The organism is Metabacillus schmidteae (genome assembly GCF_903166545.1).
Lineage (GTDB): Bacteria > Bacillota > Bacilli > Bacillales > Bacillaceae > Metabacillus > Metabacillus schmidteae.
In genome coordinates, this window is sequence record NZ_CAESCH010000001.1 from 2,518,035 (window position 1) to 2,530,454 (window position 12,420).

A 12,420-nucleotide genomic window follows, 5' to 3' on the forward strand; every position below is an offset into this window, starting at 1 on the left:
ATGTTTAATTTTTTGAAATATGGTGAAAAGCTCGCACCGATAGTTGAAAATGTAGAAAAAAAGATACAATCTATTCATTTAGAAATAGACAAAATGAGTGAACTGAATCAATTCAAGGTTTTAAAAAGCTTTCAACATCATAGAGTTAGTGACTCTCACTTTATGCCATCTACAGGCTACGGCTATGACGATATAGGAAGGGATACACTGGAAAAGGTTTATGCAGATGTGTTTGGCGGTGAAGCAGGATTAGTTCGACCGCAAATTATCTCGGGCACTCATGCCATATCCATCGCGCTGTTTGGAGTTTTAAGACCAGGTGATGAACTTCTATATATCACAGGCAAGCCGTATGACACGCTTGAAGAAATTGTAGGAATAAGAGGTAGTGGGGTCGGATCTTTAAAAGAATTCCAAATCGGTTATCAAACTGTTGAATTAATGGATAATGGAGCAGTTGATTATGAAGCAGTGAAACATGCTATTACAAACAAAACCAAAATGATTGGAATCCAAAGATCAAAAGGATATGCAACAAGACCATCGTTTACAATAGCAGAAATAAGAGAAATGATAAATTTTGTTAAATCTTTAAAAGAAGATATTGTCATTTTCGTAGATAACTGCTATGGTGAATTTGTAGAACAATTAGAACCTTGTCATGTTGGTGCAGATTTAATGGCCGGATCACTAATTAAAAATCCTGGCGGAGGACTTGCTAAAACAGGAGGTTATCTTGTAGGAAAGCAAGAGCTAATTGAAGCTTGCTCATATCGCATGACATCTCCGGGAATAGGAGCCGAAGCTGGAGCATCTTTATATAGTCTGCAGGAAATGTACCAGGGTTTCTTCTTAGCTCCACATGTAGTGGGACAAGCTTTGAAAGGAGCGGTATTCACATCCGCATTCTTAGAGGAACTTGGGTTAAAGACAAGCCCGATGTGGAACAGTAAGAGAACGGACTTAATACAGTCTGTTCAATTTGATGATCCTGACATGATGGTTGCATTTTGTCAAGCAATTCAATATTCTTCACCTATTAATTCTCATGTAACACCATATCCGAATTATATGCCTGGGTATGAAGATGATGTCATAATGGCAGCAGGTACGTTTATACAAGGAGCTAGCATTGAGTTGTCTGCAGATGGACCACTCAGGGCGCCTTATGTCGCATATGTCCAAGGCGGCCTTACATACACTCATGTGAAGATTGCAGTTTGTTCAGCAGTCGATTCTTTACTAGACAAAAACTTAATCTCAATTGTTAGTTAACTACCAAAATAGATGGTGAATCTATGTTATGTAAGCTGACATTTGATTGACACATAATGTTACATAGGTTATAATGAAATCAGTTAACTAAAAGGAGCGAATAACATGAGTGATAATATTCGACGCTCAATGCCCCTATTTCCTATTGGAATTGTTATGCAGCTCACTGATTTATCTGCAAGGCAAATTCGTTATTACGAGGAAAATGAATTGATCTTTCCAGCTAGAACGGAGAGCAATCGAAGATTATTTTCTTTTAACGATGTAGATAAATTATTGGAGATTCGTAATCTGATTGAGCAGGGTGTGAACCTAGCGGGAATTAAAGAAATTTTCTCTCGTAAAAGTACACATAATGAAGAAAAACAAGAGCAACCTAAAACGGTTGAAAAACCTGATCTTAGCGATTCAGAATTACGAAAACTTCTTAAATCCGAGCTTATGCAGGCAGGTCGTTTTAATCGGCCTACATTAAGACATGGAGACATGTCAAGATTCTTCCATTAATTATTATAGTAGCAATGAAAAAATTGAATATAACTTTTTGAAATTGGAGAGGAGATTTTCAAGTGGCTAAATATTCAAGAGAAGATATTGTAAGTTTAGTAAAAGAAAATAATGTAAAATATATCCGATTACAATTCACGGATATACTTGGAACGATCAAAAACGTTGAAATCCCAACAAGTCAGTTAGATAAAGCACTTGACAATAAAATGATGTTTGATGGTTCTTCAATTGAAGGTTTTGTACGTATCGAAGAATCTGATATGTATTTATATCCTGACTTAGATACATTTGTTATCTTCCCTTGGACAGCAGAAAAAGGAAAAGTAGCTCGTTTTATCTGTGATATTTACAATCCGGATGGTACTCCGTTTGCAGGTGATCCACGTAATAATTTACGTCGTATTCTTGCTGAAATGGAAGAGCTTGGCTTTACTGATTTCAACTTAGGGCCAGAACCTGAATTTTTCTTATTTAAGTTAGATGAAAAAGGCGAGCCGACTCTAGAACTAAATGATAATGGTGGTTATTTTGATTTAGCACCAACAGATCTTGGCGAAAACTGCCGTCGTGATATCGTTCTTGAACTAGAGGAGATGGGCTTTGAAATTGAAGCTTCTCACCACGAAGTTGCACCAGGACAGCATGAGATCGATTTTAAATATGCAAATGCAATTAAAGCATGTGACGATATCCAAACATTCAAGCTAGTTGTTAAAACAATTGCTCGTAAACATGGTTTACATGCTACATTTATGCCTAAGCCATTATTTGGAGTTAATGGTTCAGGTATGCATATGAACTTATCTTTATTCCGCAAAGGGGAAAATGCATTCCTGGATCCAAATGGAGATCTTCAATTAAGTGATACGGCAAGACAATTTATTGCAGGTGTTATCAAGCATGCACCAGCATTTACAGCAGTTACAAATCCAACAGTAAATTCTTACAAACGTCTTGTACCTGGTTATGAAGCACCTTGTTATGTTGCTTGGTCTGCACAAAACAGAAGTCCATTAATTCGTATTCCAGCATCTCGCGGCTTAAGTACACGTGTTGAAGTACGTAGTGTTGACCCTGCTGCAAACCCTTATTTAGCAATGAGTGTTTTATTAGCTGCAGGTCTTGATGGAATTAAAAACAATCTTGATGCTCCAAAACCAATTGACCGTAACATCTATGTTATGTCAAAAGAAGAGCGTGTTGAAAATGGTATTGTTGATTTACCGGCAACATTGGCTCAAGCATTAGATTTACTAAAAGCAGACAGCACTATGAAACATGCATTAGGTGAACATTTATTCGAGCACTTCATTGAAGCGAAAGAAATCGAATGGGATATGTTCCGCACGCAAGTACACCCATGGGAAAGAGAACAATACATGTCAATGTATTAATAGAAATAAAGCCTCAACCTCTGTTGAGGCTTTATTTGTTTTTTTATATGAAAAAAGCTTATCTTCTAAGAAGATAAGCTTAGTGTACTGTTCGATAAACCCCAATTACTTTTCCTAAAATACTAACATTTCGTAAAATAATTGGCTCCATCGTAGAGTTTTCAGGTTGCAGGCGAATATAGTCTTTTTCTTTGAAGAATCTCTTACATGTTGCCTCGTCATCTTCTGTCATAGCAACAACAATATCACCATTGTTAGCCGTCTGTTGCTGACGGACAATTACTAAGTCTCCATCTAAAATACCAGCCTCAATCATACTTTCACCCATAATTTCCAGCATAAAAACATGTTCATCTTCCGAAACATAACGGTCAGGTAAAGGAAAATATTCTTCAACATTCTCGATAGCTGTAATCGGAAGCCCTGCTGTTACTTTCCCGATGACCGGGACATTTACTACATTAATTTTTGGAATATGATTTGTTTCTTCTTCTAAGATTTCAATTGCTCTAGGTTTTGTGGGGTCTCTTCTAATCAATCCTTTGGATTCTAATCTAGCTAAATGTCCATGGACCGTTGAGCTTGAAGCCAGTCCCACCGCTTCACCAATTTCGCGAACAGAAGGTGGATATCCTTTCTTTTGGACCTCATCTTTTATGAAGCTTAAGATATCTTGTTGTCTTTTTGATAGTTTTGTCATCTTTTGTGACACCTCGGATCCTCTAATTTATGTTTATTATAGCATCATTTACCTTTATATACAAACATAAGTTCGAAAAAACACTTGACTAGAACAATTGTTCGTACTATACTTTACTTATAAATACGAACAAATATTCTTATGAGGTGTTACTTATGAAAAAAGAGTCTTTATCTTACATTCTAGCTTTTTTTGTTGTACTATTAGCCATAACAGTAGGAATTACTTATACCAATAAAACCGATAGTTTAGAAAACTATCACCAAGTTGAAATTAAAAAAGGTGATAGTCTCTGGACGATTGCAGATCAATTTCAAGATAAACATAATATTTCAAAACAGGATTTTGTCAAGTGGGTTCAGGAGAAAAATGAGATTCATTCTTCTACATTAACACCAGGAGAAATCGTTTTTGTACCAATACATAAAGAAGAAGTTCATCAATTTCAACAAATAGCAAGTGAATGAATTAACACAGATCTAGTGAATAGGTGATGATAAAAATGAAGGCCGTTATTTATTGTCGAGTTAGTACAGAGAAAGATACACAAGATACTTCAATTGAAAGACAAAAAGAAGAGCTTCTTTCACTAGCTGCAACTCACAATATGAACGTTATTAAAATAATAGAAGAAAGACATAGTGGATATGATGTAGATAGGGATGGAATTATTGAAGCGCTTGAGTTGTTAAAAGATAAGAAAGCATCTGTCCTTTTAGTTCAAGATGATACTAGATTAGGGCGTGGTCACGCAAAGATCGCGCTTTTACATGAAATAAAGAAACTACAAGCATCCATTTTCACTTTAAACGAAAAAGGTGAGCCGGAGTTATCTGAAACAGATTCAATGATACTGAGTATACTGGCTACAGTTGAAGAATTTCAAAGAAAGCTGATAAATTATAAGATTAAAAGAGGGATGCAGCGTGCTATCCAGAATGGATTTAATCCTCAAAAAAATCTTAAGAACCAAGACCAAGCAGGAGGTAGAGAGAAGATTGAGGTCCCACTTGAAGAAATAATTAAGTTGAGAAATAAGGATCTAACATTTCAAGAAATAGCTGCTACCCTTAGAGGACTTGGATTTGATGTTAGTAAAGCTACAGTTCATAGAAGATATAAAGAGCACATTGAAGAAACTCAATTCAACTCGAAATGAGAGTTGATCTCAGTACTAGTACTTCCATACTTATTAGTTGTCATTTGTCTCGCTGTTTAGTATGATGACATTTGTAGGAAAAGTATATCTAAATTATAGATTTTGTTAAAACATAATTTAGACTATTTTACCTGTTTAGAATAGACTAGTGTTGAGAGGAGTAGTATTGAATGTTACCTAAATCTAAAATAGATCGAATAAATGAATTATCAAAGAAATCAAAAACTGAGGGCTTAACGGAAGAAGAGAAGGTAGAACAACAAACTTTACGCAATGATTATTTACATGCTTTTCGTTCTTCGATGAAGAATACACTAAAAGGTGTTACAGTTGTTGATCCAAATGGCAATGATGTAACCCCTCAAAAAATTAAAAATGAGAGAAGAAAAGATCTTCATTAAATAGGAGGAGCAACTATCATTCCTCCTATTTTTTATTTTCCTGTAGAGCATGGAGAGCTGAGGTAAGCCTGGTGCTTAAGAAAGCTATGCAGGTGCATTCCAGTACTGTCCATGGAAAGAAAGTGCCTGCAGTGGAACCGTAATATTTTTAACATCTATATTATAACAAAAATTATCAGTTCTGTTCGACAAAAATAGTGTCTTCTCTCTCCAGTTTAAGACAATTATTTCTTTTGATTTCTTATATAATGTGAGAAATAGATAGTTGGGGAGAGTGAAATGGTGAGACACTATTATATATATTTAATAGAAGAAGAGTTTGCAAGTCACTACTTTGGACGGGAATCTAAAATCTACCATCTGTTTCAAGACTTTCACTGGACAACAGTACGTTCAGCTCATGGAAGTACAATTGAAAAGCAAATACAGTATATCACTAAGCCAATCCCGGCATTATTTATACATCAACTGCTAGGAACTCATCTATCAAAACGTTCGGATTATCAAATGTTTCATAATATACATAAAATTGTACTAAAAGGAAACGTCGGCAACGCAACGCTTATTGTAAAAAATCGCCATCTAGAACTTTCTTCTGATGGAAGTTTTGAAGCGGAAACCATTTTTTTTGAAGTGTTAAGAAAGTTTGATCCTTGTTTTTTAGCAATGGATTTTAAAGGTGAAAGATATGGTTGGTTAAACCCTATAAAAGAAAGAAATTTTGGCTGAAATATAGAGAAATTATAGTTCAAATGTTGTATAATAGCTATTGATTTAGTACACTGTAAGATAGACAACATGAAGGAGGAGTACCAATGGAATTATGGGTTGTTATTCTAGTAGGCGTTCTAGCACTACTTGCTGGAGTTGCACTAGGATTTTTCATTGCGCGTAAATATATGATGGATTACCTGAAGAAAAATCCACCTATTAATGAGCAAATGCTAAAAATGATGATGATGCAAATGGGAATGAAACCATCCCAAAAGAAAATTAATCAAATGATGTCTCAAATGAACAAAATGCAAAAATAAGAAAAACGTTGGTATAACAAGGTTTAAAGACTTGTGTTGATATATATTATACGTTATCTTTTATGAATAAAAACAATTAGTGAATTTTTCATCAGAGTATCGTTCTTATTTTTGATTTATTTTCATTAGACCAAATCAAAACCACTTATTTTGTTGGAAACTATTCCAATGAATGGTGGTTTTTTTTGTTATTAGGATGAATTGAAGAGTATCTATTATAGTTGACACAGGTTATACCAAACAATAAAATAATAAGGCTCCTTAGAGAGCCAGGTAGAATTAATCTTCATCCTTTTCTTTATCTTCTTGATTTACTTTCTTATTCATTTTATCATCTACAGTTTCAGTCTCAGAGACTGCTTGATCGCCAAACCATATTCTAACTCTTTCTTTTGCCTTATATTTCACTTCGTCATCGATAAACATTGCTACTGTAACAAGTGCTCCAAATAATCCTGACATATCATCAGTATAACCAGCAGGAAGTAAATCAGGGAAGAGATCAACTGGAAGAATGAAATATCCTAGTACGCTAATAATTACAGTTTTAGCCCAAACAGGAGTTGTTGGTTTTTGCAGAGTATAAAAAAGTAAAAGTGCTACATAAACAACTGAAACACCAGCTTTTTTGCCAAATTTCTTTAGCTTACTCCAAAAAGAATCATTCGAAAAATGCTTAGAAAAGTTTTCAGGTTTTACATCCTGTGACATTATAATACCTCACATATAATATTTATTTGGGTCATGACATAAATCTATTTTACCAGAAAATTTTATAAATGAGATATATTGTTTAGTAAATGAATCGGTAAATTGAGAAAAGTGGTCTGTAAAAAATGCAGTAAAGCTACGGTGTTAAGATGTCAAATCAAAAAGAGGTAAGAGGAAGGGAGGCTTTTGTATTTAAAGATAATGTACTGAACATATGTTGTTAGAAAGTGGGGAACCATGATCTTTGAACAATTAACAGGTTGTATGCAAAAAAGGAAAGCACCTATATAGCATGCCTTCCTATACCGCAATAAAAATTCTATTTACTAAACAAATTTCTTACACCGTAATAAATTAAGGCAAGTGAGAATATTAGAATCGTTAATACGCCGATTGTTGTTGTTACGGGTTCGATACTTGCTAAGAAAGTATCTGCTAATGGAGTTCGAATGAGTGCAAATCCACTGAAAAGTGCTGCTAGGAACAAGAAAATCCGAGTATTCATGGTTTTTCCTCCTTCCTATTGGATTGTTAGATAATATGTAAAAATATTTGCATATATACACATCTAAAGACTCATTTTTTAGAAGGATTTAATAAGGGGTGTTTTCAAAAAAGTATGTGAAGGGTGGTAAAGGATCAATGTCGAGAAATTGAAAAAAGCACGAAAAACGTGCTATTTTTGTATATTTATGAACAAACCTGCTTTTTATGAGGTAAATCTTCTTTTATATATTGTGTTAATAATACATCAAGCTCTTGGCTATATTTAATAGAAATGTTTGAGTTTAGCCCATTTTTTAGGACAATGTCAATTAGCTCGGCTCGTTTCTTTTCAATTATTTGAAGCATTTCTTGTTTAGACACGAGAACTTGTCCTTTCTTTGCAGAGATTAGCTATTTATATTATATCATTTTAAATCTTATGAAATAAACAGCAATGATTATATTATAAATGGTTATTAGGTGGTATGAAAAGAAAAATTTGCCATAAAAAATAAAATTGACATAAAAATGTCACATTAAGAAACATTTAAAACAATGTAACATTTGCTAGAATAGAGAAGACATTCTCTTTAGGAGGAGTAATATGGCTGATGTGAATATTTTTTTAGCGTTCGGAGCTGGTTTTTTATCGTTTATTTCTCCGTGCTGTTTACCACTTTATCCTGCATTTTTATCGTATATTACAGGTGTATCAGTAGGTGAACTTAAATCTGAAAATGCATTCTTACAGAAGAGAAGCTTCTTACATACTATATTCTTTTTAATTGGTTTTTCTTCAATCTTTATTGCTCTGGGGTTTGGAACTTCGTTTATTGGAGAGCTGTTTCAAAATTATCAAGATTTAATAAGACAAATTGGTGCATTGTTAATTATTGTATTTGGTCTGATGATTATCGGTGTTTTTACTCCAAAGTTTTTAATGAAAGAGCATCGGTTTGAATTTAAAAACCGCCCTGCAGGCTATTTAGGTACAATTTTGATTGGTATGGCATTTGCAGCAGGTTGGACGCCGTGCACAGGTCCAATTCTCTCTGCGGTAATTTGGTTAGCAGCAACAAATCCTGGATCCGCTATGATATATATGATTGCCTATATTTTAGGCTTTGCAGTACCCTTTATCGTATTATCTTTTTTTATCGGGAAACTTGGTTGGATTAAAAAGCATAATATGGCCATTATGAAAATTGGCGGGTATCTCATGATTCTTATGGGAATCTTGTTATTTTTTGATATCATGACATCTATTATTATTTTTTTAACAAGACTTTTTGGTGGATTCACTGGTTTTTAATACAATCTCTATTTTTAGTGACATTTTACTATATTTAAGAGATAAATTTGATATAATGGTCATATGTGTGATGGATATTGAATTGAAGGTTATGAAAAATTTGATAGCCTCAATTATGTCAAATGTCAATCGCCTTCTATTTAGAGAGTTTGTTGACACAACCTTTCTTTATATTGTCAGAATTTTATTTTATATCTGATAGTATAAGAAAAACATAAGCTCTCGTCGGTTAAACATGTGGCGGGAAGCTAAGTTTTTCTCACCATGAATGAGGAGGAGCTAGGCATGGCTAGGATATTAATTGTTGATGATGCCAAGTTTATGAGAATGACTTTGTCAAATATATTAAAAAAGGCGAACCATGAAATTGTTGGAGAAGCTGAAAATGGTATACAGGCAGTTGAACTTTTTATTAAGGAACAGCCGGATTTAGTTACTTTAGATATTACAATGCCAGAGAAAAATGGTATAGAAGCTCTAAAGGAAATCAAACAGCAATACTCTAATGCTAAAATCATTATGTGTTCAGCGATGGGCCAACAAAAAATGGTTGTTGAAGCGATTGAAGCAGGTGCTAAAGATTTCATTGTTAAGCCTTTTGATGAAAATAGAGTATTGGAAGCAATTGATCGTGTTTTAGGATAATGACAAAAAACCATTTAAGAATACTCTTTCTTAAATGGTTTTTAAGCTTGTCAAATCCAGCCGAACTCATTTTTATTGTGTATTGGAGAGATCTATCTTCTGAGTAAGGCAATATTTTTATTTGAGATTTTCTAGGTATCTAATCAAAATTCGTTTATACTAGTACATGTAGAGTTGACTAGTAAAGGATTGATAGTATTGTTAACGGTAGTTTCATCTTTCATTGCTGTAGCAATGGCCTTATTTGTTTTATTCATTCGCTTTAAATCTGCTAAAAAACCTGCAACGGCAAAAAAAATTATTTTGCCCCCAATCTTTATGAGTACAGGGGCATTAATGTTTATTCATCCATTTTTTCGGGTAACAGCTGCAGAATTTTTTGAGGCACTGTTTATAGGAATGTTTTTTTCGATTTTTTTAATTAAAACTTCTAATTTTGAAATTAGAGATAATAACATTTACTTAAAGCGTTCAAAGGCATTTGCTTTTATATTAATTGGTTTATTAATTATTCGAATCATCATGAAATCTTTTTTGAGCAACACAATTGATGTTGGAGAATTAAGCGGGATGTTCTGGATTTTAGCATTTGGAATGATTGTTCCATGGAGAATTGCTATGTACCGTTCGTTTTTACGGGTACAAGAAGAGCTTACATTTAAAAACCACCAAAAATGATGAACTACATATAAAAAATCCGAAATCTGATGATTTCGGATTTTTTCATTCTTAAAATGCTTAAATGCATGAAACTGTGAATAGTGCTAACAAAGTAGAAATAGGGGAGAAACCATCGACCTTAGAATAGTGTTTTATATTCAGAGTAGTCAATTTGTTTCTCGTTAAGTCTTTTCATAAGAAATTTATGATCACGTTTGGGAGTGGCCATAATATATCCTCTTATAATTAAATCTAAATTAATTGATGAGGCTTTCTCATCAAAGGCTAATTGGCCAATTTTGCCTGCAATTTTAGCCCTTGCAACATCACGAAACAACTCTGGAACAGGCTCTACCAGCTCTTCCAGCAAATTTTTTTCTTCATCTTTCCACATATGCTTTGTCTTTTCTAAATAGAAGTCTTGCCAATCCAGGTCTGACTTTCCATCTTCTTTAGGTAGTCTTTGTAAAAATTTACGGAACATAAAGTAGCCACCGATAACTAGCATAGATAGAAGGAATACAACCCAAAATAAGATAAACCAAAGGAACCAACCTTCTAACACAATTTTCACCTCTTGTTTTAAAACATATAAAGGGATTAAAATAAGCAGCTCACGCAATTAAGTTTCTTATTGCATAACTGCTTATTTATGTTTGATATTTAATTCAATATAGTGCGTTCTACTCATGATGATGCCCAAAAGCATGATGCTCTTTTGCTAAGAGGAGCAATGACTTTTTGACAGCTTCCACTTTTTTTCGGTCATAAGAAGACGTCATCAAGTCATTCAATTCAGCTTGAACATGAAACATGGAATGCTTATAGAATATATCAAGTCGAATCGTCCCAACATCTGTTGGTAAGTAAACAAATTCATATGTACGTGACATAAAAGCTCCTCCTAAAGAAGACACCAATCCTAAGTTGGCCAATTAAAGATAAATATATAATTTAATAATAGCAGAAAACGTTTTAAAGCGCACTAACTTTCCGGTAAATATAGTCATCTTTACAAAAAGAAGGTGGTTAAACCTAAGTTTAACCACCTTCTATCCCTCCCGACCCGTACATTGGTTAAGTGTCCCGCAACAAGCGAATGTTTCGGAAGGGATAATGTTAGTGTAGTCAATTACTTTGTAAATGTAAAGGAAAGATCAAATGTTATTTTTGGTAAATATTACCCTGTACATTTACTTTATATATAATAGTTCAATCAAATTCATATTCGATACATTAGAAGTAATAAAAAAACTCCATTTGTTATTTTTGTATATATTTTCATAGGAGTATTCTGGTATGATAAAAATAAAACTAGCATGAAAGGGAGTAATATATAATGGGGAAATTCATTGCTGTTCAATTATTCACATTAAGGGAAGAGTGTGAGCAGGATTTTTATGGTACTTTAGAAAAAGTAGCTGCATTAGGTTTTAATGGTGTGGAACTAGCTGGTTATTATGGTAAAGATGCTAATGAATTAAAAGAAACATTGGATCGTCTTGGATTAGCTGCTGTAAGTAGCCATGTACCATTGGAACGAATGGAACAAAATTTAGAAAATGAAATAGCATATTTGAAAACGCTTAACTGTAAAAATATTGTTTGTCCTTATTTGGTAGAGGAAAGAAGAGAAGAGTATGATCAACTCACGCAAACATTAAATCAAGTTGGAGAAAGATGCTTTCAAGAGGGAATTGCTCTAAGTTATCATAATCATGATTTTGAATTAGAAAAAAAGGAAGGTCGCACACATCTTGAAAGATTATTTGATGAGACGAATCCAGAGTATGTAAAGGCTGAATTAGATGTATATTGGTTAACACTTGCAGGTGAAGATCCTGTTGATTGGATAAAAAAATATTCTGGTCGTATGCCATTAATTCATTTAAAGGATATGACAACTGATTCTGATCGTACATTTGCAGAGCTTGGAACTGGTGGGGTTAATCTGGAAGGAATCTTACATAGCCTTGATGAAGCAAAAGTTGAATGGGTGGTAGTAGAGCAAGATAGATGTAAGCGCTCGCCACTTGAAAGTGTGGAAATAAGTATTAACTATTTAAAAGATCAGCTTTTAAAAATAAACTAATTGATTTGTGGGAGCACTCCAAGAATGAGTGCTCCCACTTT

18 protein-coding genes are annotated in these 12,420 nt (G+C 33.8%); 12 read left to right on the top strand and 6 right to left on the bottom strand.

Annotated features, from left to right (window positions below):
• The 3 genes from HWV59_RS12060 to glnA all read left to right on the top strand — a co-directional run bounded on the left by HWV59_RS12060 (nucleotide 1) and on the right by glnA (nucleotide 3,179).
• Complete coding sequence (locus HWV59_RS12060; protein WP_175638938.1) at nucleotides 1–1,275, top strand: methionine gamma-lyase family protein; 1,275 nt, start codon at nucleotides 1–3, stop codon at nucleotides 1,273–1,275.
• 105 nt (nucleotides 1,276–1,380) lie between these two features.
• Nucleotides 1,381–1,782, top strand: a complete 402-nt coding sequence (locus HWV59_RS12065; protein ID WP_102229789.1) for a MerR family transcriptional regulator — start codon at nucleotides 1,381–1,383, stop codon at nucleotides 1,780–1,782.
• A 62-nt stretch (nucleotides 1,783–1,844) separates the two neighbouring features.
• On the top strand, nucleotides 1,845–3,179 hold the full coding sequence (gene glnA / locus HWV59_RS12070) for a type I glutamate--ammonia ligase (protein ID WP_175638939.1): 1,335 nt from the start codon (nucleotides 1,845–1,847) through the stop codon (nucleotides 3,177–3,179).
• Between the two features lie 79 nt (nucleotides 3,180–3,258).
• Here glnA and lexA read toward each other — a convergent pair whose 3' ends face one another.
• Entirely contained in the window at nucleotides 3,259–3,879 is a 621-nt protein-coding gene (gene lexA, locus HWV59_RS12075; RefSeq protein WP_175640045.1) for a transcriptional repressor LexA, read from the bottom strand.
• 155 nt (nucleotides 3,880–4,034) lie between these two features.
• Between lexA and yneA the strand changes: the two genes are divergently transcribed.
• From yneA to HWV59_RS12100, 5 genes are all read left to right on the top strand, one after another.
• Entirely contained in the window at nucleotides 4,035–4,346 is a 312-nt protein-coding gene (gene yneA / locus HWV59_RS12080) for a cell division suppressor protein YneA (RefSeq protein ID WP_175638940.1), read from the top strand.
• 35 nt (nucleotides 4,347–4,381) lie between these two features.
• Complete coding sequence (locus tag HWV59_RS12085) at nucleotides 4,382–5,038, top strand: YneB family resolvase-like protein (protein ID WP_175638941.1); 657 nt, start codon at nucleotides 4,382–4,384, stop codon at nucleotides 5,036–5,038.
• Nucleotides 5,039–5,208: 170 nt separating this feature from the next.
• A complete protein-coding gene (locus tag HWV59_RS12090; RefSeq protein WP_175638942.1) occupies nucleotides 5,209–5,439 on the top strand; it encodes a DUF896 domain-containing protein in 231 nt (76 codons plus the stop codon).
• A 279-nt stretch (nucleotides 5,440–5,718) separates the two neighbouring features.
• Nucleotides 5,719–6,168, top strand: a complete 450-nt coding sequence (gene sirA, locus HWV59_RS12095; protein ID WP_175638943.1) for a sporulation inhibitor of replication protein SirA — start codon at nucleotides 5,719–5,721, stop codon at nucleotides 6,166–6,168.
• Between the two features lie 86 nt (nucleotides 6,169–6,254).
• Nucleotides 6,255–6,473 carry a YneF family protein gene (locus HWV59_RS12100; RefSeq protein WP_102229796.1) on the top strand — a complete coding sequence of 73 codons (219 nt, stop codon included), beginning with the start codon at nucleotides 6,255–6,257 and terminating at the stop codon, nucleotides 6,471–6,473.
• Nucleotides 6,474–6,752: 279 nt separating this feature from the next.
• Here the strand turns inward: HWV59_RS12100 and HWV59_RS12105 are convergent, their stop codons facing one another.
• The 3 genes from HWV59_RS12105 to HWV59_RS12115 form a co-directional block, all read right to left on the bottom strand.
• On the bottom strand, nucleotides 6,753–7,184 hold the full coding sequence (locus HWV59_RS12105; protein ID WP_175638944.1) for a YkvA family protein: 432 nt from the start codon (nucleotides 7,182–7,184) through the stop codon (nucleotides 6,753–6,755).
• A 319-nt stretch (nucleotides 7,185–7,503) separates the two neighbouring features.
• A complete protein-coding gene (locus HWV59_RS12110; protein WP_175638945.1) occupies nucleotides 7,504–7,689 on the bottom strand; it encodes a hypothetical protein in 186 nt (61 codons plus the stop codon).
• 185 nt (nucleotides 7,690–7,874) lie between these two features.
• Nucleotides 7,875–8,036 carry an aspartyl-phosphate phosphatase Spo0E family protein gene (locus HWV59_RS12115; RefSeq protein ID WP_328824329.1) on the bottom strand — a complete coding sequence of 54 codons (162 nt, stop codon included), beginning with the start codon at nucleotides 8,034–8,036 and terminating at the stop codon, nucleotides 7,875–7,877.
• Between the two features lie 238 nt (nucleotides 8,037–8,274).
• Here HWV59_RS12115 and HWV59_RS12120 point away from each other — a divergent pair, with 238 nt between their 5' ends.
• The 3 genes from HWV59_RS12120 to HWV59_RS12130 all read left to right on the top strand — a co-directional run bounded on the left by HWV59_RS12120 (nucleotide 8,275) and on the right by HWV59_RS12130 (nucleotide 10,305).
• Nucleotides 8,275–8,982: a cytochrome c biogenesis protein CcdA gene (locus HWV59_RS12120; protein ID WP_175638947.1), complete on the top strand. Its 708-nt coding sequence runs from the start codon at nucleotides 8,275–8,277 to the stop codon at nucleotides 8,980–8,982.
• A gap of 285 nt (nucleotides 8,983–9,267) precedes the next feature.
• A complete protein-coding gene (locus tag HWV59_RS12125) occupies nucleotides 9,268–9,627 on the top strand; it encodes a response regulator (protein ID WP_175638948.1) in 360 nt (119 codons plus the stop codon).
• 198 nt (nucleotides 9,628–9,825) lie between these two features.
• Nucleotides 9,826–10,305, top strand: coding sequence for a CcdC family protein (locus tag HWV59_RS12130; protein ID WP_175638949.1), 480 nt, complete (start codon nucleotides 9,826–9,828; stop codon nucleotides 10,303–10,305).
• A gap of 121 nt (nucleotides 10,306–10,426) precedes the next feature.
• Here HWV59_RS12130 and HWV59_RS12135 read toward each other — a convergent pair whose 3' ends face one another.
• Nucleotides 10,427–10,852 carry a DUF2621 domain-containing protein gene (locus tag HWV59_RS12135; protein ID WP_175638950.1) on the bottom strand — a complete coding sequence of 142 codons (426 nt, stop codon included), beginning with the start codon at nucleotides 10,850–10,852 and terminating at the stop codon, nucleotides 10,427–10,429.
• A gap of 118 nt (nucleotides 10,853–10,970) precedes the next feature.
• The gene (locus tag HWV59_RS12140; RefSeq protein WP_175638951.1) at nucleotides 10,971–11,180 is read right to left on the bottom strand and encodes a hypothetical protein; all 210 of its coding nucleotides are present in this window, start codon (nucleotides 11,178–11,180) and stop codon (nucleotides 10,971–10,973) included.
• 446 nt (nucleotides 11,181–11,626) lie between these two features.
• Here HWV59_RS12140 and HWV59_RS12145 point away from each other — a divergent pair, with 446 nt between their 5' ends.
• A complete protein-coding gene (locus HWV59_RS12145) occupies nucleotides 11,627–12,379 on the top strand; it encodes a sugar phosphate isomerase/epimerase family protein (protein ID WP_175638952.1) in 753 nt (250 codons plus the stop codon).
• Nucleotides 12,380–12,420 lie beyond the last annotated feature (41 nt).

Bases quoted from the DNA above. Each gene is read 5' to 3' on its own strand.
- HWV59_RS12090 (WP_175638942.1), top strand. From the start codon at position 5,209: ATGTTACCTAAATCTAAAATAGATCGAATAAATGAATTATCAAAGAAA.
- HWV59_RS12125 (WP_175638948.1), top strand. From the start codon at position 9,268: ATGGCTAGGATATTAATTGTTGATGATGCCAAGTTTATGAGAATGACT.
- HWV59_RS12105 (WP_175638944.1), bottom strand. From the start codon at position 7,184: ATGTCACAGGATGTAAAACCTGAAAACTTTTCTAAGCATTTTTCGAAT.
- HWV59_RS12085 (WP_175638941.1), top strand. From the start codon at position 4,382: ATGAAGGCCGTTATTTATTGTCGAGTTAGTACAGAGAAAGATACACAA.
- yneA (WP_175638940.1), top strand. From the start codon at position 4,035: ATGAAAAAAGAGTCTTTATCTTACATTCTAGCTTTTTTTGTTGTACTA.
- HWV59_RS12140 (WP_175638951.1), bottom strand. From the start codon at position 11,180: ATGTCACGTACATATGAATTTGTTTACTTACCAACAGATGTTGGGACG.
- HWV59_RS12115 (WP_328824329.1), bottom strand. From the start codon at position 8,036: ATGCTTCAAATAATTGAAAAGAAACGAGCCGAGCTAATTGACATTGTC.
- HWV59_RS12145 (WP_175638952.1), top strand. From the start codon at position 11,627: ATGGGGAAATTCATTGCTGTTCAATTATTCACATTAAGGGAAGAGTGT.
- sirA (WP_175638943.1), top strand. From the start codon at position 5,719: ATGGTGAGACACTATTATATATATTTAATAGAAGAAGAGTTTGCAAGT.
- HWV59_RS12100 (WP_102229796.1), top strand. From the start codon at position 6,255: ATGGAATTATGGGTTGTTATTCTAGTAGGCGTTCTAGCACTACTTGCT.
- HWV59_RS12120 (WP_175638947.1), top strand. From the start codon at position 8,275: ATGGCTGATGTGAATATTTTTTTAGCGTTCGGAGCTGGTTTTTTATCG.
- HWV59_RS12060 (WP_175638938.1), top strand. From the start codon at position 1: ATGTTTAATTTTTTGAAATATGGTGAAAAGCTCGCACCGATAGTTGAA.
- HWV59_RS12065 (WP_102229789.1), top strand. From the start codon at position 1,381: ATGAGTGATAATATTCGACGCTCAATGCCCCTATTTCCTATTGGAATT.
- HWV59_RS12110 (WP_175638945.1), bottom strand. From the start codon at position 7,689: ATGAATACTCGGATTTTCTTGTTCCTAGCAGCACTTTTCAGTGGATTT.
- lexA (WP_175640045.1), bottom strand. From the start codon at position 3,879: ATGACAAAACTATCAAAAAGACAACAAGATATCTTAAGCTTCATAAAA.